18 protein-coding genes are annotated in these 22871 nt (G+C 32.3%); all 18 read right to left on the reverse strand.

Annotated features, from left to right (window positions below; genetic code table 11):
* Positions 1-67: 67 nt before the first annotated feature.
* Positions 68-1483, reverse strand: a complete 1416-nt coding sequence (locus tag SPD53_RS10170; protein WP_336252477.1) for a restriction endonuclease subunit S — start codon at positions 1481-1483, stop codon at positions 68-70.
* Between the two features lie 35 nt (positions 1484-1518).
* The gene (locus SPD53_RS10175; protein ID WP_336252478.1) at positions 1519-3573 is read right to left on the reverse strand and encodes an N-6 DNA methylase; all 2055 of its coding nucleotides are present in this window, start codon (positions 3571-3573) and stop codon (positions 1519-1521) included.
* Positions 3574-4524: 951 nt separating this feature from the next.
* Positions 4525-5691, reverse strand: coding sequence for a nucleotide sugar dehydrogenase (locus SPD53_RS10180; protein ID WP_336252479.1), 1167 nt, complete (start codon positions 5689-5691; stop codon positions 4525-4527).
* A gap of 56 nt (positions 5692-5747) precedes the next feature.
* Complete coding sequence (locus SPD53_RS10185; RefSeq protein WP_336252480.1) at positions 5748-6776, reverse strand: SDR family NAD(P)-dependent oxidoreductase; 1029 nt, start codon at positions 6774-6776, stop codon at positions 5748-5750.
* 208 nt (positions 6777-6984) lie between these two features.
* Positions 6985-8457: a murein biosynthesis integral membrane protein MurJ gene (gene murJ / locus SPD53_RS10190; protein ID WP_336252481.1), complete on the reverse strand. Its 1473-nt coding sequence runs from the start codon at positions 8455-8457 to the stop codon at positions 6985-6987.
* A gap of 3 nt (positions 8458-8460) precedes the next feature.
* A complete protein-coding gene (locus SPD53_RS10195) occupies positions 8461-9576 on the reverse strand; it encodes a polysaccharide pyruvyl transferase family protein (protein ID WP_336252482.1) in 1116 nt (371 codons plus the stop codon).
* A 65-nt stretch (positions 9577-9641) separates the two neighbouring features.
* The gene (locus SPD53_RS10200) at positions 9642-10763 is read right to left on the reverse strand and encodes a glycosyltransferase (RefSeq protein WP_336252483.1); all 1122 of its coding nucleotides are present in this window, start codon (positions 10761-10763) and stop codon (positions 9642-9644) included.
* Positions 10764-10893: 130 nt separating this feature from the next.
* Entirely contained in the window at positions 10894-12018 is a 1125-nt protein-coding gene (locus tag SPD53_RS10205) for a CapA family protein (RefSeq protein WP_336252484.1), read from the reverse strand.
* A gap of 13 nt (positions 12019-12031) precedes the next feature.
* A complete protein-coding gene (locus tag SPD53_RS10210) occupies positions 12032-12970 on the reverse strand; it encodes an ATP-grasp fold amidoligase family protein (protein WP_336252485.1) in 939 nt (312 codons plus the stop codon).
* Positions 12971-14188: an O-antigen ligase family protein gene (locus tag SPD53_RS10215; RefSeq protein ID WP_336252486.1), complete on the reverse strand. Its 1218-nt coding sequence runs from the start codon at positions 14186-14188 to the stop codon at positions 12971-12973. It abuts the gene before it with no gap.
* 110 nt (positions 14189-14298) lie between these two features.
* Positions 14299-15393, reverse strand: a complete 1095-nt coding sequence (locus SPD53_RS10220; RefSeq protein ID WP_336252487.1) for a glycosyltransferase — start codon at positions 15391-15393, stop codon at positions 14299-14301.
* Between the two features lie 52 nt (positions 15394-15445).
* Positions 15446-16567, reverse strand: coding sequence for a glycosyltransferase family 1 protein (locus tag SPD53_RS10225; protein WP_336252488.1), 1122 nt, complete (start codon positions 16565-16567; stop codon positions 15446-15448).
* 145 nt (positions 16568-16712) lie between these two features.
* Positions 16713-17579: a glycosyltransferase gene (locus tag SPD53_RS10230; protein WP_336252489.1), complete on the reverse strand. Its 867-nt coding sequence runs from the start codon at positions 17577-17579 to the stop codon at positions 16713-16715.
* A gap of 5 nt (positions 17580-17584) precedes the next feature.
* The gene (locus SPD53_RS10235; protein ID WP_336252490.1) at positions 17585-18442 is read right to left on the reverse strand and encodes an NAD-dependent epimerase/dehydratase family protein; all 858 of its coding nucleotides are present in this window, start codon (positions 18440-18442) and stop codon (positions 17585-17587) included.
* Positions 18439-19074 (reverse strand): sugar transferase, encoded by a 636-nt coding sequence (locus tag SPD53_RS10240; protein WP_336252491.1) that lies wholly within the window; start codon positions 19072-19074, stop codon positions 18439-18441. The genes SPD53_RS10235 and SPD53_RS10240 overlap by 4 nt, the downstream gene beginning before the upstream one ends.
* Positions 19075-19110: 36 nt before the next feature.
* Positions 19111-19992 (reverse strand): UTP--glucose-1-phosphate uridylyltransferase GalU, encoded by an 882-nt coding sequence (galU, locus tag SPD53_RS10245; protein ID WP_336252492.1) that lies wholly within the window; start codon positions 19990-19992, stop codon positions 19111-19113.
* A gap of 47 nt (positions 19993-20039) precedes the next feature.
* Entirely contained in the window at positions 20040-21869 is a 1830-nt protein-coding gene (locus tag SPD53_RS10250; protein ID WP_336252493.1) for a polysaccharide biosynthesis protein, read from the reverse strand.
* Between the two features lie 164 nt (positions 21870-22033).
* The gene (locus SPD53_RS10255; RefSeq protein WP_336252494.1) at positions 22034-22798 is read right to left on the reverse strand and encodes a tyrosine-protein phosphatase; all 765 of its coding nucleotides are present in this window, start codon (positions 22796-22798) and stop codon (positions 22034-22036) included.
* Between the last annotated feature and the right edge of the window lie 73 nt (positions 22799-22871).

The following is a 22871-nucleotide window of genomic DNA, read 5'->3' on the forward strand; positions in this document are numbered from 1 at the left end:
GTGTTTACACAAAAAAGCTGTTGTACAATCAGTTATCTGATTGTGCAACAGCCCCTTCTGGTTACCTTTAATTGATTTTACTATTAATAAAATTTATTGCTGTAGGCTCGTCTTGTTCAATAGCAATTTCTACTGCTTGTTTTGCTACATCTAGTAATAATTCGGTTTTTTCTTTTACTTTTTGTGATTGTTCTATGTTATTAGCAATTTCCTGTTGTTTTATTTGGGTAATCTTTGGAATAGGTAAATTCAATATATCTTCATCTCGAATGACTGGATATTGAGTACCTACATTAAATTTTAAAAGCCATTCTTTATAAACCTTTGAACGTAATAAAACTTTCAAAGTTTTATTAGTAAAATTACCTTCTTCTTTTTTACGCAATACTGTAAAGGCACTTGAAACAATTAAATTCTCTACATCAAAATCTATTATTGTTACTGCACCCCGGTTAGGCCTGACCTTAGATATTAATATATCCCCCTTTTTAGCCTCAATCTTAGCATTTGCTGGTAATTTTTCCGTTGCAATTCTATTGTACGTAGCAAATCCATTACCAATATTAATATCACCGATTTCAATATAATTATAATACCCTTCTGTTTTTTTCGAGGTATTCTTTACTTGCTCAAATTCTTTACCAATATAGGTAAAACCATTTTTATAACTCTTAATGATCTCTTCAATACCTTCATATTTAGGTTGATAATATTCAGCATCTAATCTTCCAGAATCAAAAAATGATTTTTTGAAATTCTTTACATTAATGTTTCTATTACTCAGCTCATAATCTTTGAAGGAAATTTCTTTTAATAAATCACTTTCAGCTTTTTCGTATTCATCGCTTAACTTATTGAGTAAAATTTGGCATTCAAGAGTGATTTGTTCTATCTTCTCTTGAAAGTCCATACTAGGTATTGGTATCTTTATATCTTGAAATTCAATAAGTTTAATTTCAGGTCTAGAAACTTTAATACCTCTTCTTCTTAACTGAGAATAACCATATTTTGAATTAAGAAATGTTGACAAAAAATAAGGGTTTAATACATCATCTTTAACTACAATTTTCGCAACATGTGCACTAGTATTTGCCTCAATTATATTTTTAGGTATAACAGCACTTTTACCATAATAAGCTCCAGTTTTCGTAACAACAACATTACCAGTTCTTAAAACAGATCTTTTTAAACTATTATGCAATTCATTACTTATATATCTGATACCACCACCATTTAGGTCAATGTATCCCTCTTTAACTGATTCACTAAGTAAATAAAGCACACCAGAATCTTTATATTGAGTAGCACCATGATCACCATCTGTAATTAGGTAGGTACAATCTTTTAATTCTTTTATAGGATAAGTTGATTTATTTAATATATCTACAATTCTTACAAACTCTTGCTTATAGTACTCTGAACCTATAGTAAATTGATTTTCCAGCTTTGATCGATTAAGCTCACATGCTTCCAGCCCTTTCAACAAATTGTTATATTTGACTTCATCGAAAGGGCTATTTACTTTCCCAAGAAAGAAAATCCTTCCTTTTTGGCAAACTCAATAAATGCTTCTGCTATACCATCTTGTGTTAATCCATCATGATTAAACAAGTCATGTTTTACAATTAAATGACCATGACTGTCTAACAAATATTCATCTAAATCTTCTGGTACATCATTGTAAATATCTGTTGGATTAGCTCCTTGGTTGTATTGTTTCGCATTGGGGTAATCTTTTTTACGGACAAAAATCTTATCACCACTACTATCCTTACTAGGTTCTTTCATAGTTGCAAAGAAAATAGGATAGTCTTCTACTTTTGGACATAATTCATCATCCCATTTCTGTACAAACAACACACTCGTTTTTGTACCAGTATGCGGTTTAAACACATTTCCATCTAATCCAACTACAGCTAAAATGCGGCACTGCTCTGCAATATACTCTCTGATTCTTTTATCACTGCTATTATTAAATCTACCTTGTGGTAAAACAATTGCCATTCTTCCGCCCGGTTTCAAGAAATCCAAGTTACGTTCAATAAATAGGATATCCCGTACTACGCTATTTTGGTATTTGCCATTTGCTCTTTTACCTAACTCGTATTTTGAGATAATCCTACTTTCTTTTATATCACCGGCGAACGGCGGGTTGGCCATAAGTACATCAAATTTAAAATCTCGATTACTATTTCTTTTAGTTCTTAACCTTTTTAACTTTCTCCAGCCTTCAAAATATATATCTTGCCAATTTTCATCCTCTGTTCTTTCGTCCCAACGTTCATAATCTAATGTATTTAAATGAAGAACATTTGTTTGACCATCTCCTGCAATCAAATTTAATGTTCTTGCCACACGAACTGTTTTTTCATCAAAGTCGATTGCAAACACTTTATCTTTTACATAATCAACACAACGTGGAGGTTTAAGTTCTGATGTGAATAGATGACTCTTATTTAATCCTTCATCTTCCATTATTTGTTCCCAAACATGGAAAATTGTATGAACCGTAAATCCACTACTACCAGCTGCTGTATCAATCATAGTTTCATGTTCTTGCGGATTTAACATTTTCACACACATATCAATAACATATCTAGGTGTGAAATATTGACCCTTCTCTCCTTTACTACTTTTGGATATTAGGTATTCAAATGCTTCATCAACTACCTCAAGGTTTGAATTAAATAGTTTAACATCTTGTAAGGATGCAACACAGATGGATAAATGAGAAGGTGTTAGCATTATTTGTGCATCATTGGTGAACACACCTTCCCACTTATTTTTTGCTCTATCAAATAATCGTTGAACTTTTTCTTTTAATTCACTTTCTGTATCACCATAATTTCTAAATTCTAAATGACGATTACTGTTTCTACCACTCTCCATCTCATCATATAACTTCGTAAAGATTAATTTAAATACTTCTTCAAAAACATCCACACCTGCATTAGCCAAGACTTCATCTTCTAATTCTAAAATTAAATCTTTTAATGATTTACGTTCTGTTACAAGCTTATCTCTTTCCACTAAGTCATCGATGGTCCAGCGTTCTTCCAATATATCAGAAAGCTTTTGATCAGCCTTTGGCATTCCCGGTATATCCTCAAAATAATTCGGGTCTTTCCGGTGATAGTATGATATTGAATCACCGTTAGTCCAAATACCAATAGGTGCACCAGTAGCATTACAATATGATTTTAACTGTTCTTTCCCATCTTTTAATTTTGGTTTTTTTAATTCAACTATTATATAAGGAGAAGTAGTTTGGTGTTTATCAAAAATAACAATATCTGCTCGTTTCTTCTCCCTACCAAACGAAACAGCATATTCTACTTCCATTCTATCTAGGGAGTACCCCATATCTTCGGTTAGCACTATGATATATAATTGACGTATAACTTCTTCTGGTGTTAGCCTTATATCCCTTTTTCTAATATAGCAATTAAAATAAGGAACAACCTTACCGCGCATTTCTTTTGTAAAAAAATTGCTTTCAATAAAATCTATCTTCTCTTGACTAAATTGAGTCAATTTGTAATTTGAATCTTTTAAAATATCGGATAACTGCATTCTTTACCCTCTTCCCTCCATGAATTTTCTTATGTTAACATACAACAATTAATTTTACTAGTTAATCTGGTTTTTGTAAAAAACATTCTTTAATTTATAAAAAGCCCCTACACTATGCCTGTTATTTCATAAGAGCATAGAATAGAAGCTTCAAAGTCATTTAGGGTGATTATAGCCATCAGATAACCCAATTGTGCCATCTTTTTGGTCCATTTGTGTAAAAGTGACCCAATTCGCGGTGATATAGACTTCTTAACCTAGCTTCAGCTGCTTACCCTTGACCACCATGCCACTTCTAAGTTCACTAGAAGCTCCAGCGGAACTTAGAAGTGATTGTTGGTCTTACGCTTGATGCAAATGAATCCTTAAGGCTTTACTTTTGCCATTTTGCAGTCCAAAATCCATTACCACGGACACAAACAAGCTTAAGAGTAGTGGCGTTATTGCTAAACATGGCAGAGGTGGAGTTAATCTATGTCTTTCTTCATTTAGGCACCCTTTATTCTTTATATAATTCTCTATTTCACATAAAGACAATAGTATTTTTATGTGTATTTATATATATTATTAGACTAGCCGTAATTAATTTTTGGATTTAAGATACAGCTTACTTATATTTGTTTTTAGATGGGTAAAACTGTTATTAATCAGACTATAGAGCCAATTTTCCTCTCCTTCGTTTGCTGTCATGATCACAGCGATCGTCGGGGATATTTTTAGCTACTCTTTCATGTCTTCTATTGATTTGTTTTATTGCACCCTCATAAAGGTTTTACTTTTCTTGCTATCAAAATACGGACCTTTTCCTAGGAACACTCCATCTGGAATTCTTTTTTCTCATAAACAAGATATTTTATACCGGCAACTTGAAATTGTCTCTTCCTCTTCAACTTTTGCTATTTTTTCAAAATCACTTATCTGAAATAAGATCCACGTTATCTCAGAACCGATTTAATCCCTACTAAACACATCCCGCGTATAAACCTTCTCTTTTACTTCCTTCAGCTCCTCAGACAAGCGGTTAGCAACTATCACATCTGCCTCTGCCTTAAATGCCTCAAAGTCCTTAAACACACGTAAACCGTCAAACTCTTCAGCATCTAGTACAGGCTCGTAGATAACTACTTCTATACCTTGTTCCCTGATTCGATTAATAACATCTTGTATCGCTGACTGTCTGAAGTTGTCGGAACCAGTTTTCATTGTTAATCGATAGACGCCTACTACTTTTGGATTCCGTTTTGTAATCATATCTGCAATATGATTCTTACGAGTATCGTTCGAGTCAACAATCGCTCGAATGATATCATTCGGTACATCTTCAAAGTTAGCAAGCAACTGCTTTGTATCCTTTGGTAAGCAGTAACCGCCATATCCGAAAGATGGATTATTATAGTGGCCACCAATTCGCGGATCTAATCCGACACCTTCAATGATTTGCTCACTGTCCAAGCCTTTTACTTCGGCATAGGAATCTAATTCATTAAAGAATGATACTCGCATGGCGAGATATGTATTAGCGAATAATTTAATTGCTTCAGCCTCGGTGGAATCTGTGAATAATACAGGTATATCTTCCTTAATTGCACCTTCTACTAAAAGGTCTGCAAACTTTTTAGCACGCTCTGATCGCTCTCCAACAATAATTCGAGACGGATGTAAGTTATCATATAATGCTCTACCTTCTCTTAGGAACTCTGGAGAGAAAATAATATTATCACTATTAAACTTCTCACGTATTTCCTTTGTATATCCTACTGGTATCGTTGATTTAATAATCATAACTGCATCCGGATTTACTTCTATAACATTTTCAATAACCGATTCAACAGAACTTGTATCAAAGTAATTTTTCTCTGGATCATAGTTTGTAGGAGTAGAGATAATAACATATTCTGCATCTCTAAAAGCTTCAGTTGAATCTGTTGTAGCTTTTAAATTCAATTCCTTTGTTTCTAAAAATGTCTCGATTTCGGTATCCGCGATTGGAGACTTTTTATTATTGATCATGTCTACTTTTTCTTGGATGATATCTAATGCAGTTACTTCATTGTGCTGGGCTAAGAGGACTGCATTGGATAAGCCGACGTAGCCTGTTCCTGCGACTGTTATTTTCATGAAATATGCTCCTTACTACAATTAAATTGTTACCTTAAATCAATGTTTACAATCAACTATTTCTTGTTATAATACTCCACATACCAATCGGCGAACTTCTGCAAACCTTCCTCAATTGGTGTCTCTGGTTTAAAACCAATAGCTTCATGCAATAGTTTGGTTGATGCATAAGTTGCAGGAACATCACCTGGTTTGATTGGCTCATATACCTTATTGAATTCTACCTCTCTATCTAATGCATTACTTAAAGCCTTCTCAAGAGCTCCGATAAACACCATTAATTTCTCAGGATTATTATTTCCAATATTAAAGACTTTATGCTGAACGTCTTCATCCTGAGGTGGATTGTTAAGCAGTCGTACAATTCCCTCTACAATATCGTCAATGTACGTGAAATCACGGTATAGGTCATTTTCAAAGTCTCCATTATTGAAAATCTTAATTGGTTCTTCGTTAAAGTATTTATCTGTAAAACCGAAATATGCCATATCTGGACGTCCCATTGGACCGTAGACAGTGAAGAAACGCAATCCAGTCGCAGGAATCTTATACAAGTGACTATATGTATGAGCCATTAACTCATTTGATTTCTTGGTCGAAGCATATAAAGAAACAGGTGTATCTACAAAGTCTGTCTCTTCAAATGGTACCTTCTTATTTGCTCCATAAACTGAGCTTGAGGAAGCATATACTAGATGATCTACTGGATAATGGCGACATGCTTCTAAGACATTATAGAATCCTATAATATTACTTTGTATGTATACATCTGGATTTTCAATGGAATATCTTACTCCTGCTTGTGCGGCAAGGTTTACTACTATTTGTGGTTTGTACTTTTTAAATATATTGTCTACTGCTTCTTTATTAGCAATATCATCTTTTATGAAGATAAAATCCTTTTGACTTTCCAATTGTTCGAGACGCGATTGTTTTAAATTTACATCATAGTAATCATTAAGATTGTCTATGCCAATAACTCTGCAGCCTTCGTCAAGTAATCTCTTTGATAGGTAGCTTCCTATAAATCCTGATGCGCCAGTAATAAGGTATGTTTTATTTTTGCTTAATAAATGATTGGTCAATTAAAAAACTCCTTTTTATCTATACTGAATTTATAGCTCGTATATGTTTTTAAATTTTCTATTCATAGCCATCAAATAATTAGCATAATTTTATTACAATAGAAACACTTTTACCAATTACCACTTTTATTTCTTCCAAAATTATACTAACGATTTATTCTATATTATTTAAATACTTCGTTTTAGGCGAGAATTCTATTATAAACAACTATAATTTTAACTTCAGTACTTTGCTCCTAAAGATCTTTATTAATAATAAATAAATTATTGCTGCAAATAAGCCATGTATGATTAATCCTATTAATGAACTTTCAATAATAATTATATTTTTTAATAAACTTAATGTTATTATTGATAATCCAGTTATAGCTATGATTTTTCCGTTTTCATATGCAAATTCTTTTATATTGAAATATATCGGAAACTTCTTCTTGAACCTTATACTAATAAATAGCAAACTTGAAAAAGATGCTAAGGCTGTTCCAATTACTACACCAAATAAACCATAATATATAGAAAGTATTAGGCTGAAAACTATATTTAACATACTTATCAATATACTATTCACAAAAGGAGTGAATGTATCTTTATTAATATAAAAATAACGATAAAGCAATTCTCTTATGGCGTTTGTTGGCAATGATATTGCTAAAATTAGTCCTACCAAAAATATGATTAATGTGTTCTCACTTGTGAACTCTCCTCTTTCAAAGAGAATACTAATTGCTTCTCTTCCACTTGAGTAAAACAATAGAAGCATAAAACACATTAGTGCATTTACTAATAAAATATAATCAGCTAAGCTATTCTGTCTATCTTTGCTATTATTCTTTTTAACTAATTTCGGGTATACAAAGGAAGTTATATTCCCTAGTAGTAAAATATTCACCATACTAATTATAGTATTTGCATAGGTTAATGTAGAAATACTTCCTATTGGCAATCTTGCAGCAATTAATGTATCTATTAATAATGATATTTGATGGACTCCTGTACTTAACATTGTTGGAAAGAATAGCACCATCATTTCTTTAAAGCTTTGGTTTTTTAAATTATAACTAATTTTATATTCAAAACTTGATTTCTTAAGATAATAAATATGAAAGATAAAGTTCAGACCAGCAGTTACTAATATAATAAAAGCGTAGTAATAAATGTTGTTATTAACTAATAACAACATTACTACTAGTAATATATTTGAGAAGAGTACTATTAATCGTTGAACAGTAAACTTATCATTAAATTCAAGAACTCCTTTAGCTAGTCTTATTAACGACTCTATAAAACCAGTTATAGCAGTAAATACTAATATATTACTTGCAATTTCTATGAAGTAATTACTGCTGGAGCCGCCAGCCAAGATAATTATTTCTCCTCTAAAGGTTAACAAGATAACTAGCAACGTAAAACCAATCGTATAAATGACAGTTATAAATATGTTAATAGCCTTTTTATTAACTGTATCTCTTAGATATGGAATAATAACTGTTGAAACTCCTGCACCAATAAAACTATATATAAAAGTAGAAATCCTATTAGCAAGGTTAAATGCATCAAGTTCAGCGCTTATTCCAAAATAGGATGCAACAATAGCACTTTTAATCAAAACAAATACTTGCGTAATAATTGTCAATAAAATCATAGTATTTAATTGTTTAAATACATTTATATTATTATTCAAAAACTACACTCTCTCTGATTGTGTATTTAATAACACCTTATCTAACTCTTTGAAATGGTTTTCTGCAGCATTTACTTGCTTAGATATGTCCAAAATTTCATTATCCTTACAAGTGTATACATCCTTAGCTTGTAAATTATATAAATCATCAAAAGTAGAGTAAAAATCAGTATAACCAACGTCTTTCATAACATTTGTCATTTTCTCACTGTAAGCAATAGGGAATACTGGTTTACCGTATAGCCAACCTAGTATCATCGAATGGAATCTCGTAGCAACTACAAAATCTGAAGTAGCTATAATGCTCAAAGTCTCTTCGATATCTAGTTTATAAAAATGTTTTTTTATTTTCTTTCTGTATTTTTTTGGTGTTAATTTTGTGATAGAATTAATTGCCTCATCATCACCCTCATGCTCACAAAATGAAATCAATGTAACATTGTATCCGTTATTTATAAAGTACGTAGCAATATCTTTTATCTTTTCATAATAAATAGAGTCAGATTCCTTTAATTCTTCTCTAAATGAAGGTTTTATTACTGATATTACGATATTTTTATTCTGACTTTTAATAAGATCATTGTTAACATTGCTATCTAATTGAAATACAATATCATCAGCAATTCTAACATTTTTTAAATCCTTAAAAAGGTTAAATGAATACTGATCTCTAAAACAAATATCGGTATACTTCTCTATTACACTCTTATTTAATAAATAAAACTCTTCATCGTAATAAGGTCCAAAGTTTGCACCCAATACGAAAAAAGGTTGATTTTTTACTAACATCCTTTTTTTCCGTTCTGTATTCTCTCGCCATCCTTCTCTTTGCATAAAAATTGAACCACCTATTTGTACTCCAACATCACAGGTCTTTGCTACATAATTTCGAACAGTGTTCTTTCTTTTTAATAATTTTAAGAGAAAATTAAAACCTCTTATAATATATGAATCGGATGGTACTATATGTAAATTCCCTAAGCTACTAGTTAGTTCCTTATACTTTCTAGGTGCAAATAAAACAAACTTAGTATTTGGATATCTTTCACATAGTATTTTTATAAATAAATCATCACCTAAATTTATTCCGCTGTATGCATATAGCATTACTTTTTTCATTTTCTCATTCCTTTTATATAACAAATATAATAACTTTAAAACTACAATAGAAACTAATGTATATATTAACTAGAAGAATATATTTCCTTAATTTGATTTAGATAGCCTCTTAAGCTAAACTTATTTAATTTCTTCTTATTTAATTTTAATTTATGATTACCTTCTATTATATTTACTGCTTTCTCAGCCCACACTTCTTTTCCTTTTGACAATGGAAGAAATTCTGATAAACCAACATCAACTACTTTAGGAACAGAATCAGAAACTAAACAAGGTACTTCCATAGCTTGAGCTTCTAATAAAGCAATACCAAATCCTTCTCGTAAAGAAGGAAAAATAAATAAGTCAGCATCTTCCAATATACTAGGTATATCAGAGTCAGGTGGTAAAAAATCAACTTCAGAATTTAATCCAAGTGAATTTACCCTTTTTTGCAATAGCTGCTTATAATCATCCTTAAATCCTACTAGCTTTAACTTGATGTTTGGAATTTTTTTAATCATCAATGGCAACATCTCTATTAAAAACATTTGATTTTTATTTTCAGAAAACGAGCCAACATTAACTATATTGATTTTTTTTAGGTTATTTCCACAGTTATTTTTTTTAAATTTCTCAAGATCTATACTATTATAAATGACTTTAGATGTTTTTTTAGATAAATATTCATTACCAAAAATACTATTAAAAGATTCTTCAGTACAACCTATTTTTATATTTGAAGTTTTATTTGTTAAAAGTTGTAAAGTCTTATTATAAATATATTTTATATAGTTGTTTCTGATAAAATGATCTCTGTTTGTATGACTATGAGATATTCTAATTTTAACCCCTGCAAAATATGCGGCTAAAGTACAGATACCACTTTCCAATTCATTGTGGCAATGTATCGCATGATAGTCTCCACTTCTTTTTAGGATTTTATAAGTTCCTATTAAGATTCTAAATGGTTTAATAATCTGTAATATTTTTCTCATAATTTTATTTTTTTTATCTGATGTTGGAATCCTAAAAATTTCCCCATACTTAAGAAATTCGTCATCGTAATATCTAATATCATTAGTAAATAGTAATATATCAAATTCAAAATCTGAGGATAGGTTTCTAACGATTCCCATGATTATATTTTGCGTACCACCATTACCTAAACCACCCACGGATACTTGAAGTATTTTTTTCTTTTTCATTTATTACTCCTTTATTTCATTGTGAGTTGAAGCAATTAGCTCAATTATTGATTATTTATTACAATTCTAAGCGTTTTAAGGTTTTATACTAGATGATCGCTAATCCTTTATAAGTTAATTTGCTTAACATTTATCTTTCTACTGTTTTTAAACCTTCTAAAATTAGCTCCCGATGAGATTCACATTCAATGATATTTTCGATAACTAGTAATTTATCATTTTTATATTTTCTTTTTAATAATAGATTGTTTAATAACCTTCTATCTATCCCTGATAACCATCTATTCTCTCCAGATAATCGTCTCAAGTAATTAGGGAGATTTTCTTTCGCATAGCTTTTATAATTTTTTTGAACGAATCCTTCCTCTAGTATTTCAGAAGAGCGTTTTAAAAAACCAGATATTATTATCTCAGCTTCTTTTTTTTCTGCTAGTTGAATTCCTTGATCCGTTTTAAAAACTGGAATATAATTCACCTCAAATTTATCTGTAAAAGACGCTTTAATCAAAATGCTGTTATTCCAAAACTCATTATTATACTTATTAAATATAAAGTTTCCTTGACCATAAATTATTGTGGATCCTTCAAATTTCTCAAAAGCCCCTACACAATGGCTATGTTGACAAACAACTAAATCAGCCCCTTTTTGGGCTATTTTTCTACATACTTTTTGCAAATAAGGAGAAGGATAACGGTAATGCTCTTTCCCACCATGGTATAAAACAATAACATAGTCACAACGATCCTTTAATTTCCTTATATGATCCAAGCTTTCTAAAGGGTCAAAAGGATTTGCTCCTGGGTCCATTTCCGTAGCAATTGTAAATTCATTTTCGGCACATGCGTATATTCCAACTGAAATGCCATGATGAGTTAATATATAAGTTTCAGAAGCTTGATTAATATTTTCCCCGGCTCCTATTGATGGTATATCATGTTCCTTCAATAATCGTTGCGTTGAGTATAATCCTTCCAGTCCTTGGTCCAATATATGATTATTTGCTAGTGTGACTAAATCAGGATTTAAGGCACTAATACCTTTTATTGCTTGTGTTGGAGCTATAAGATTTGGCCCATTTTTATCAATTGGGTTCTTTTGATCGGTTAACGGAACTTCTAAATTAAATATACGAAAATCTGCAGTACGCCATATATTATATAAATTAGAACCTAGTAATTCTTTAACTTGACCAGATTTAAACAAATTAAAATTTGACTCAGTAGGTACTACATCTGCACCAATTATAATTTCCATGAAATTCAACCTTTCAATGCCCTTTATTTGTCTTTTCTTGCAGATTTAATAGACTGCCAATTTTTCTATTCCAGACGGAAGGTTCAAATTTTCCAAATCCACTCATTGGAAAAAAAGTAAGCTCGCCAAAGTATATTTTCCCTTTAACATAATAAAAGTCAACACGCACAAAGGGAAACTTTTCTGATAGCTTTTCTGATAGCCACAGCATTTCTTCATATCGGTCAGGTCTATTGATTTCTTCTGTAGAATTAGGAGATTTTTGCAAGCCAGTAAACTCCATGTGACGCCATTCAGTGTCAAAAAAGTCAATTGTAGTTCCACCATCAGAAGACCTATCTTTAATCACTTGACAGTACTTAGGTTTTCCATTAAAACAATATATTTTATAGTCTGTTAAAGATTGTGTTTTTTCATTTTCGCTTAAATACTTTTCACAAATGATACGGGGTTTAATATCCTTATAAACCCATTCACGATTTCTCCAATAATAGTTAATTTTAAGCCACTTTCTTAATTCTTTAAACTTTACGTTCCAATCTATCAAGTTTTTATCTTTACAAACAAAATTATAACCAGAACTGTGTGTTGCTTTTAAAACGAATGAGTTTGGCAATTTTTCAAGATTTATTTCATCAACTGATTCATACACACCATACAATTCATTTAAAAAATCACTGCCTATTTTTTCACTTATAATTTCACGTACTTCATATTTATCAGCACATTTTACCGCAAAAGGGTCATACCAATAGAGCTTTAACCATTGTAATTTATCAGCAAATTCTATTGGATTTTCTAACTCCGGTTCCCTACCGACATATTTTTTGAAACGTTTATTAATTAGTTCCTTGTCTGTAAAACAATGCTTATAATAGAAATTAAGTACATCTTGATAAAATGAAATTATTAATTCATTTTTTTTCATCTTTTCTTTTATTAATGCAATCATTTATAGACTACCTTTCTTATTGGGTATTGATACTTTTTTCTGAATACTAATAATTGAAAACGAAATACAAATTAAAAATTGAATATAAAATGCATTATAGCTCACTAACCCTGTATCTATAATTACTATAGTTAATACAGATACAAAAGCGAAAGCATACAAATTCCCTTTGACATTATAAGTTTTCTTTATAATGTATGTGTATCCTAAATAATAGACAATTGTTCCAAATAAGCCGATTCCAACTAATAATTCAATATAGTTATTATGTGAATATCCAAAAGTAGATGCAAAAAGTTGCTGGAAATTATTTATCCCATATCCCAATACAGGCTGTTCATAAAAATATAAGAGACCTTGCTCTATCATTGTCATTCTAAGAGCCGTGCTTCCGTCTACTACTCCAGTATCTGTGAAATTTGCTAAAAATCCTTCAAGACGGACTCCCAACACATCATAAAAAAATGGAATGTTCATTACCAAATAAAAAGTCAAAGTAGTAAGTAACAATACAATTGTTGCCTTACCGACTTTATGTTTCTTTGAGCTGAAGATTATAAAAAGTCCTATACTAAAGATAAGTATAAACAAAGCTTTTCTTGATCCGGATAACAATGTTAAGAAAGTAAATAGACTAATTAATAGAATGTATAGCAATTTAATCTTTTTTATTTTTGTTGTTTTTATTAATAAAACAAGAATAAAAGATGAAATAGCCATATTCATACCTATGTAATTAGCATTCCATCCTTCACCTAAAACGTCTACACCTATCCTTATGCCTTCTAATGTAGTAACGTCTACATTAATAATAATGTAAAGCGCCATTATAACCTTTGAATATATAAACAACTTTAATAACTCATAAATGTCTTCTTTTTCCTTTATTAACATTGACATGTACGTATACGGTATAAAAACTGCTAAAGATCCAGCTACTCCACTTCGAGCCAAATCAATATTATTTGCCCATAAAACAGAAAGTAATATACAAAAATTCACTACAAATCCCCAAATTATATATCCATTAACTCTTACTTTAGATAAAAGTATCATATAACATAAAATTACTGCAGTTAAAACAATGGAAGACCAGTAGATGGTTTGATTATAACGTAACGGCGGGAGTGTAGTAATTACAAAAAAACAAAAAAGGGCCCATTTATGAACCTTAAATTGTACTAATTTTTCATTTTGAATTAAATTTGATTTAATCATAATAAACTCCATATATCAAATTTTCGACAACAGATAAAGTAAATCTAAATTTCCAATTCACCTTATAAAAAAATATAAAGTTTACATATTTATATTTTTCATCTGGGTACTTAATTGTTAAGAATATTAGTGTAAAGACCTTCTAATTTTTTTATCTCTTCTTCTACAGAAAATCCATTTCGTTCAACTTGCTCAGCACCTTTTTTCCGGTCATCAAAGTTTTCTAGAAGTAATAATTTTTCCGCCCAATCTTTAGATGATTTGTTAAGAGAATATGTTTGACAATTATAATTAACAATTACCTCTCTTGTAATAGTATCAGAATATAGTGCTGGCAGACCAGATGTTTGAGCTTCTAATAGAGCATTAGGAAACCCTTCGTAAAAAGAAGGAAATAAAAATGCATCAGATGCAGAAAGTAAACTAGATATGTCATTTCGGTTGCCCAACATTAGTATTTTTTCATTAATTCCTAAATCTATTGCTTTATCTCGAATCTCTTGTTCTAAATGTCCTGTACCTACCAATAATAATTTAGATTTCGGTTTGAACTTTAATAAGTCTTTAAATACTTCCAATATAAAGAGATGGTTCTTTTGATATCTAAGTGCTCCAACATTTATAATAGAAAAATGATCCTCAATATTTAAATTCTGCCTCATATTAATTCTAGACTGATGATTATATTTAAAATCTTCTACATCTATTCCGTTATTGATTACTGTATAATTTGATTTATTACCGAACATCCATTTTCCTGCTTTATCCGAAACAGCAAACATTACGATTTTTCTCTTTGGCAGCCTTAAAATATTTATAGAATGTAGTAATTTGTTTTTATGTAATCTTGGAGTATTTGCATTCCTACTATGAACTATTACTCTGTTATTATATTTCAACGCCATCAAGACTGGAGATATGTTACTTAAAGAATTTAAGTGGCAATGAACTATATCGAACTTCTCTTTCTCAAACAATTTTTTCAACTCTTTATTGCTTTTTAATGGGTTTTTGCTTCTTTTTGTAATTTTATAAAATCTACTCCCCATGTGTAAAAACTCATCATGCCAACACGGTTTTTCATTTCCCATAACAAGGAAATCAAATTGAAATTTATCTTTATTAATATGGGTAGTGATTTTTTTTAGATATGTTTCAATTCCTCCTAAGGAAGAACTAAGACCGAAATGCAGTATCCTTACCATTGATTATTATCCCCTTAACATAATGTCCGTTTAATTTCATAAAAAAGTACAACTAATTTAAAGTCAAATAAAAATCTTTTATATTCTTAACTTGTTCTTTAATATCATACCCTGATGCTCTAACATCTTCATAGGTCCTAATACGATCAGCAAGATGATTATTTTTAGCCTGAAGAATTCTTTCTACCCACTTTTCTATTGGGCAGCTAAGTGATAAATCAGTTATTACATTTGTTATATGGACGTCATTTGGAACTCCATCTGATACAATTGTCGTTAGTCCTGATGCCTGCGCTTCTATTGCTGCCATGCCAAATGCTTCATATCGAGACGGGAATAAAAAAATATCCATAGAAGATAGCAATTCAGCTATATCCGATCTATTTCCAAGAAACATCACGGAGTTTTCCAACCCCATTAGTTTTACTTCTTTTTCAATTCTTTCCATATCTTCACCAGTTCCAATTAGCATCAGCAAGGAATTACTATCGTTTTTGTAAAGTTGCCTGAACAATCTTATAATAAAATCTTGATTTTTCGGATAATAAAACCTTCCTATATGACCTATAACAAATCTATCTTCAATATTATAATTTTTCCTATACTCATCACGGACTTTTAAATTGAATTTAAGTTTATCTACGTCAATCCCATTTTTTATAATTTTGGCTTTCCCATTTTTTACTACGCGGCTATTTTTACCATATAACCATTCTATAGCAGATTGAGAGCAACCAAAGTAATAATTTGACATAGATTTCATTGATTTTGCTAAATTATTTACTAGTATTCCTCTTAATCCAGGTTTTGACCTATTACTATGCGCATGAGCAATTCTATACTTAATTCCATTTTTTTTTGCATAGTACATATAAAATAAGCCAAATGTAGTCCAATGTCCGTGGACAATTTTGTATTCATTGTGAGCTTTAAAAAAATCATCTAATTGCTTGAAATATAATAATATATTTTTATCTTCCATAACTGAAAATCTATAAATTTTTCCACCTAAGGATTCTATCTCTTGGTCATAGTCTCCCTCTTTTGTATAATGTGTTAAAAAATCAAATTGAATTTTCTCTCTATCAATATTTCTATATATATTCATTAAAAATGTTTCAAGCCCTGCACGATGCATTCGACCAACGACTTGTAGAACTCTTATTGGCTCCATTTGTAGACCACCTCAACACCTATCAATTAAAAATAAATATTTATACAAATTGCTCTCTTGCATTCCATGAAATTATAATATAATTTAAATAGGCTTAATCTCAAAGCATTAATGTCATAATGATAAAGCTAACAAATAGACATTTTTAATTACTAGAATTTTTTCTCAAAAAGTTATTTGATAACCATTTTAGAAACCACATAGGTGAAATATACATTATCATTTGACCTATAACAACATACATGTAATCTAAGAATGAGCAATGACCTCTCCGCCAAATAGCATATTGAACATCAATATAACTTTTGCAATATGACCAGCTTTTTCTGCGTTTAAAATTATCTTCATTCGATCTAAATAATACTAATGATTCATCAATATTAGCTGCCTTACAGCCGTTATTAATCATTCTTGAGAATAAATCTAAATCTTGTTTACGCCTAAAAGCCCCATAACCACCACATCGTATTACTTCGTTTTTTTTAAACATGACAGCTGGATGGTTAAAAGGGCTTCTTCTTCTCATAAATTTAACTATTTCTTCATGTTTTATAGGTACTTTTCTTGAAGAAACTATATTATTAGGACTGTCATAAAACTCATCAATCATAGCACCAACTATACTTAAATCAGGGTTGGTTGTAAATTCCTCAATTTGTTTTTTACACCTATTAGGTAATGATATATCATCGGTATCCATTCTAGCTACTAGCTCATTTTTACAATGTTTTAATCCTTCGTCCAAAGCCCGACCTAAACCTACATTTTTCTTCAGGGGAACAATTGTAAATAAATCGGGAAACTCCAATAAATAATCTTCAATTATTTTTTCTAGTTCTTCCGTAAGTACCCCATCCTTAACGATAACAATTTGATCCGGGAACAGACTTTGAGATAGCATACTATCTATACTCATTCTGAAGTATTCCGGATTTTCTTTGTAATAAACAGACATAAGGACGGAATATTTTAATGCTTGTTGATGTTGTATATTAACTTGACTAATAGACATGATACTTACCTCTCTGTTATTATTATCGATTCCTTAAGATTTCTTATTTGATAGTCACATTTATATTTACTTAGAGACTTTTCATAAACTAAATTCCCAAACACTTTATCTATAATCCCAATTTTACCACTCATTAACTTCAATATCGGATTAAATACAGTAACAAGTTGAATAGATTGTCCATGGACTTCTGAAATCAAACGTACCATTTCACTCGTCTTTACAAATTCCTTATTCTGCGGGAAAAACAAGCCATCTTCCTTGTTATCTATTATTAATCGAAGAAATTCTGACAAATTATCAATATGTAACATACTGCGCTCATTCTCTATATCAGGAAATACAGATAGTTTTCGTGCCGCTTTTGCAAGCTTAGGATAATTTCCTTTTGAATTCTTACCGTAAATCATTGGAGGACGGATAATTGCAACTTTAAAATTCTCACTTTCTAGTGGTTTAATTCCATTTTCGGCCTGGAGCTTGCTATTTCCATAGAAATTACTTGGTTCTGGAATAGTATTTTCATCAATTACTTTTCTATCACTACTTCCTTCACCGTATACAATAATACTACTCATAAAAACGAATTGCTGGACACCCTCAGCTTTAGATTTTTCAGCAACTTCTATCGTCAAATCTCTGTTTACTCTATAATAAAGTTCTTCCATTTTAGGATCTTTGGAAACATGCGCAATTCCCGCCACATGCAATACAACATCATATCTAGAAAAGTCACGTTCTCTCCACGTTTCATCCCTCAAGCTAATCTTTTCTACTTCATATTCTCCAGGATAATTCTCCAGCCACGTTTCAAAAGAATTGCCGACATAACTATTTTTTCCAGTAATCAAAATTCGCTTCATTTTGTCGTCTCCTCGTTACTGGCTGCCTCTTCCCGTTTAGCTACACCGGTTCCGCCTTCTACAACACCATCACTTTTTACGACACTAATAAAGCTGCCAATAAAACATTTCAGGTCGAAACTGAAGCTTCTCCGTTTCACATACTCTCCATCAAGTTTTGCCTTGACAGCTATCGGCAGTTCATCTCTTCCGTTAATCTGCGCCCAACCTGTGAGTCCGGGTTTTACATCATTTGCACCATACTTATCTCTTTCTTCTATTAAATCATATTGATTCCACAATGCTGGGCGGGGACCTATCACACTCATCTGTCCTGCTAAAATATTTATGATTTGCGGAAGTTCATCGAGTGAAGTTTTTCTTAAGAACTTCCCTACTTTCGTAATATATTGATCCGGATTTCCTAAAAGGTGTGTAGGAGTATCCTGCGGCGTATCAATCCTCATCGTTCGGAACTTCAAAATATTAAAATGCGTTTTATGTATAGCAACTCGCTTCTGCTTGAAAAGGACAGGCCCTTTCGATTCTATCTTAATAGCTAAAATCAAAAGGATAAATACTGGTGATAGAATAACTAATCCTGTAAGGGAAAGGATAATGTCTATTAATCTTTTCATTTTCGAGTAGAACATATCAAAGTGACCTCCATCACCAACTGTTAATTTAGATTATTTTAGCATATTAACTTCTTTAACTTTTTCTACTAGATATTCATACAATTCATCTTTCATTTCTGGATCCTCTAAAGCAAAATCAATCGTCGTCTTAACAAACCCCATCTTCTCCCCAACATCAAATCGTTTCCCAGCAAAATCATAAGCATACACATTTTGAATCTCATTTAACTTTTCAATCGCATCCGTTAATTGAATTTCTCCACCAGCACCAATCTCATGCTTACCTAAAAGATCAAATATTTCAGGAGTAAAAACATAGCGACCCATAATTGCTAAGTTTGAAGGTGCCGTTCCTTTTGCTGGTTTTTCCACAAATTTTTTAACTTTGTATCTTCTTCCTTCTTTTTCTCCTGGATCAACAATACCGTACCGATCTGTTTCATTTTCTGAAACCTGCTGAACACCTACAACAGAGCTACCTGTTTCATCGTACTGTTCAATCAATTGTTTCAATCCTGGTGTCTCAGCCTGTACAATATCATCTCCAAGAAGCACCGCAAAAGGTTCATCCCCAATAAATTTCCGAGCACACCAAACTGCATGTCCCAATCCCTTTGGATCTTTTTGGCGTATGTAATGCAAATCAATATTAGAGGCGTGATTAACTTTTTCTAACACATCATATTTCTCTTTATTTAATAGATTTTGTTCTAATTCATAATTATGATCAAAATGATCTTCAATTGCCCGTTTTCCTTTTCCTGTTACAATAATAATATCTTCTATGCCAGATTCAATTGCTTCTTCCACTATATATTGAATAGTAGGCTTATCTAAAATTGGCAGCATTTCTTTCGGCATCGCCTTTGTTACTGGCAAGAATCTTGTTCCAAGTCCAGCCGCCGGAATAATCGCTTTTCTTACTTTTTTCATATCAAGTCCTCCGCTTTGTATTATAATTTTATTTATTAACAACTAAATTAAGCCTGAACAGCGAGCTGCTCCCGCTCCAAATAAACAATCTTCATCAATTCTTCTTTTAACTCCACACGATCAAACTCCATGAAATGCTCAAGTAATTCTTCAATTAAACTTGGATGGACCTCAACCGTTCTCCCAACATAAATCTTCTCATAAACCTCACCAGGAAGAACCTCGTCCTCACCTAATAACTCTTCAAACATCTTCTCACCAGGTCTCAGACCAGAATACTCCATTCTGATTTCGTCTTCGGTATACCCTGACAACTTGATTAAATTCTTAGCCAAGTCAACTATCTTCACCGGCTCACCCATATCCAAGACAAAGATTTCTCCACCCTTTGCAAGAGTCCCGGCTTGAACCACCAGCCTCGATGCTTCCGGTATTGTCATAAAATACCTCGTAATATCAGGATGAGTTATTGTTATTGGCCCGCCATTTTCAATTTGTTTACGGAAAAGCGGGATAACACTCCCCCTACTTCCAAGCACATTACCAAAACGGACGGCCACAAACTTCGTATCACTCTGCTTAGCTAAATTCTGTACAACCATTTCTGCAACACGTTTAGAAGCGCCCATCACATTCGTTGGGTTCACTGCTTTATCCGTCGATACGAGAACAAACGTCCTAACGTAGAACTTGTCCGCAGCTTCTGCGACATTTTTCGTGCCAATAATATTATTTTTCACAGCCTCATGCGGATTATACTCCATCAATGGAACATGCTTATGTGCTGCTGCATGATAAATAATTGCCGGCAAATGTTCCCCGACAATTTCAAAAATACGTTTTCGGTCTTTCACATCCCCAATAATCGGAACAATTTCGATCTGTTCTTCCCCATATGCTTTTCGCAGTTCCATATCGATTTTGTAAATGCTGTATTCTCCGTGTCCAACTAGGAGAATCTTCTTCGGCGAAAAGCGCATCAATTGACGACAGATCTCGGAACCAATTGAGCCGCCAGCGCCCGTAACCATCACCGTATTTCCCGTTACATATTGCGAAATGGCATTAATATCAAGTTTAACAGGTTCACGCCCAAGTAAATCTTCTACCTCGATATTTTTCAGACTACTTACCGTAATTCTTCCTGTCATGAGATCCTCGATTTTCGGCATCATTTGCACTTGGGCTGGCGTACTCGCGCAAGCCTCGACAATATTTTTCAGTTCCCCACTTCTTAATGAGGGAATCGCAATTACAATATGTTCAACATCATATTCATCAACAATTCTCGGGATATCATTGACTGTTCCGACAACGGGGAGGTTATACATCTCCATTTTTTGCTTACTTAAGTCATCATCAACAAACGCAACTGGCTCGAGTTCTATATTATGTTCATTCTGTAATTGACGAACAATCATTGCCCCGGCAGCTCCGGCCCCGACGATAAGTGTCCGTTTTTGCGATTTGTTGTTGTTGCTGATATAACGATCTCGATACATTCGCCAGATAAAACGAGATCCTCCAATTAATACAATATGTAATAGCCACGTAACGACTAAAGCCCGGCGAAGAATTGAAAAGTCATTTAACAGAAACTGTACTACTCCAGCAGAGATGACAGTTAGTGTCACAGCTTTAACAATGGCAATTAATTCCCCAACACTAGCATAGGACCATACTTTTTTATAAAGTTTAAAAACAGCTGCATATAAATGATGAAAGATAACGAGTGCGATAGCAGATGAAATAATTGCAGTAGAAGTTAGTATGTCAGTATACGCAGGATATACAATCCATGCTGCAACAAATATTGCTGTTGCAACGATTATCGTATCTAGTAAGAAGAGCAATGATAAACGTTTTGAATAGGACATGGATTCTCCTTTCTCATGAGGGTTAAGCCTTCATGTCAGTGATTATTTTTCTTATGTATAGCGATACAATACTTTTTCACCATATAATGGTAAAGAAATCGCACTGCTAGTTCAACATTCGATACTTATCTACTATATTTACAAGGGGAGTTCCCTGGTCTGCACTAAAAGAGACCAAGGAACTTTTTTCGTTTTATATTGGAGGGTTCCATCCGATTCACGTTCTGGTTATCGATTAACAATTCACTATTCTCAAGGAATATACCCACATAATCATCCCCATAATCGTTCTGGATCAATTGAAACGCTTCATTCATTGCAAACCCTCGTGATGACGTATTATGGGCATCGGATGCGATAAAATGAGTCAAGTTAGCTTCAATGATTTGTCCGCTGAATTTCTGAATGTTCTTCCCGAACTTTCCTACGACACTCGCTGCTGTGACTTGCGTAAGAGCACCCTTTTTTACAAATTCGTAGAGCCTCGTTGGATGTTCAATCAATTCTTGGTTTCGTTCTGGATGCACAATGATCGGGATATATCCAGCAACTTGAATGTCAAATAACATCTGGCTTGCATAACGCGGAACATGGTCAGAAGGGAATTCTACAAACACATACTTGGTATGGTTGATTGGTAAAATGACTTCATCTTCCAGTTCAGCAATCATCTCACCATTTATCCTTGTTTCCTGACCTGGTAGAACAGTAAGCGGGATACCTTCTTTCAAGATCAATTCATTTAGTGTATCGACCCAATGGACGATACTATCCCGTTCATTATCATATTTACCATTCCGGTGGTGCGGAGTCGCAACAAGCTTCGTGATTCCTTCTTTCACTGCAGCTCTTGCCATCTGTAAACTATCGATTTCAGTTTGGGCTCCATCATCAATGCCGGGAAGGATATGAGAATGAATATCAATCATTTTAAAAGCACTCCCCTTCCATATTTCTCTTCCATTTGACAGCTAACGAAATAAACGCTTATTACCATTTTTA

The organism is Oceanobacillus sp. MO10714A (assembly GCF_037072045.1).
Classification (GTDB): domain Bacteria; phylum Bacillota; class Bacilli; order Bacillales; family Amphibacillaceae; genus Oceanobacillus; species Oceanobacillus indicireducens.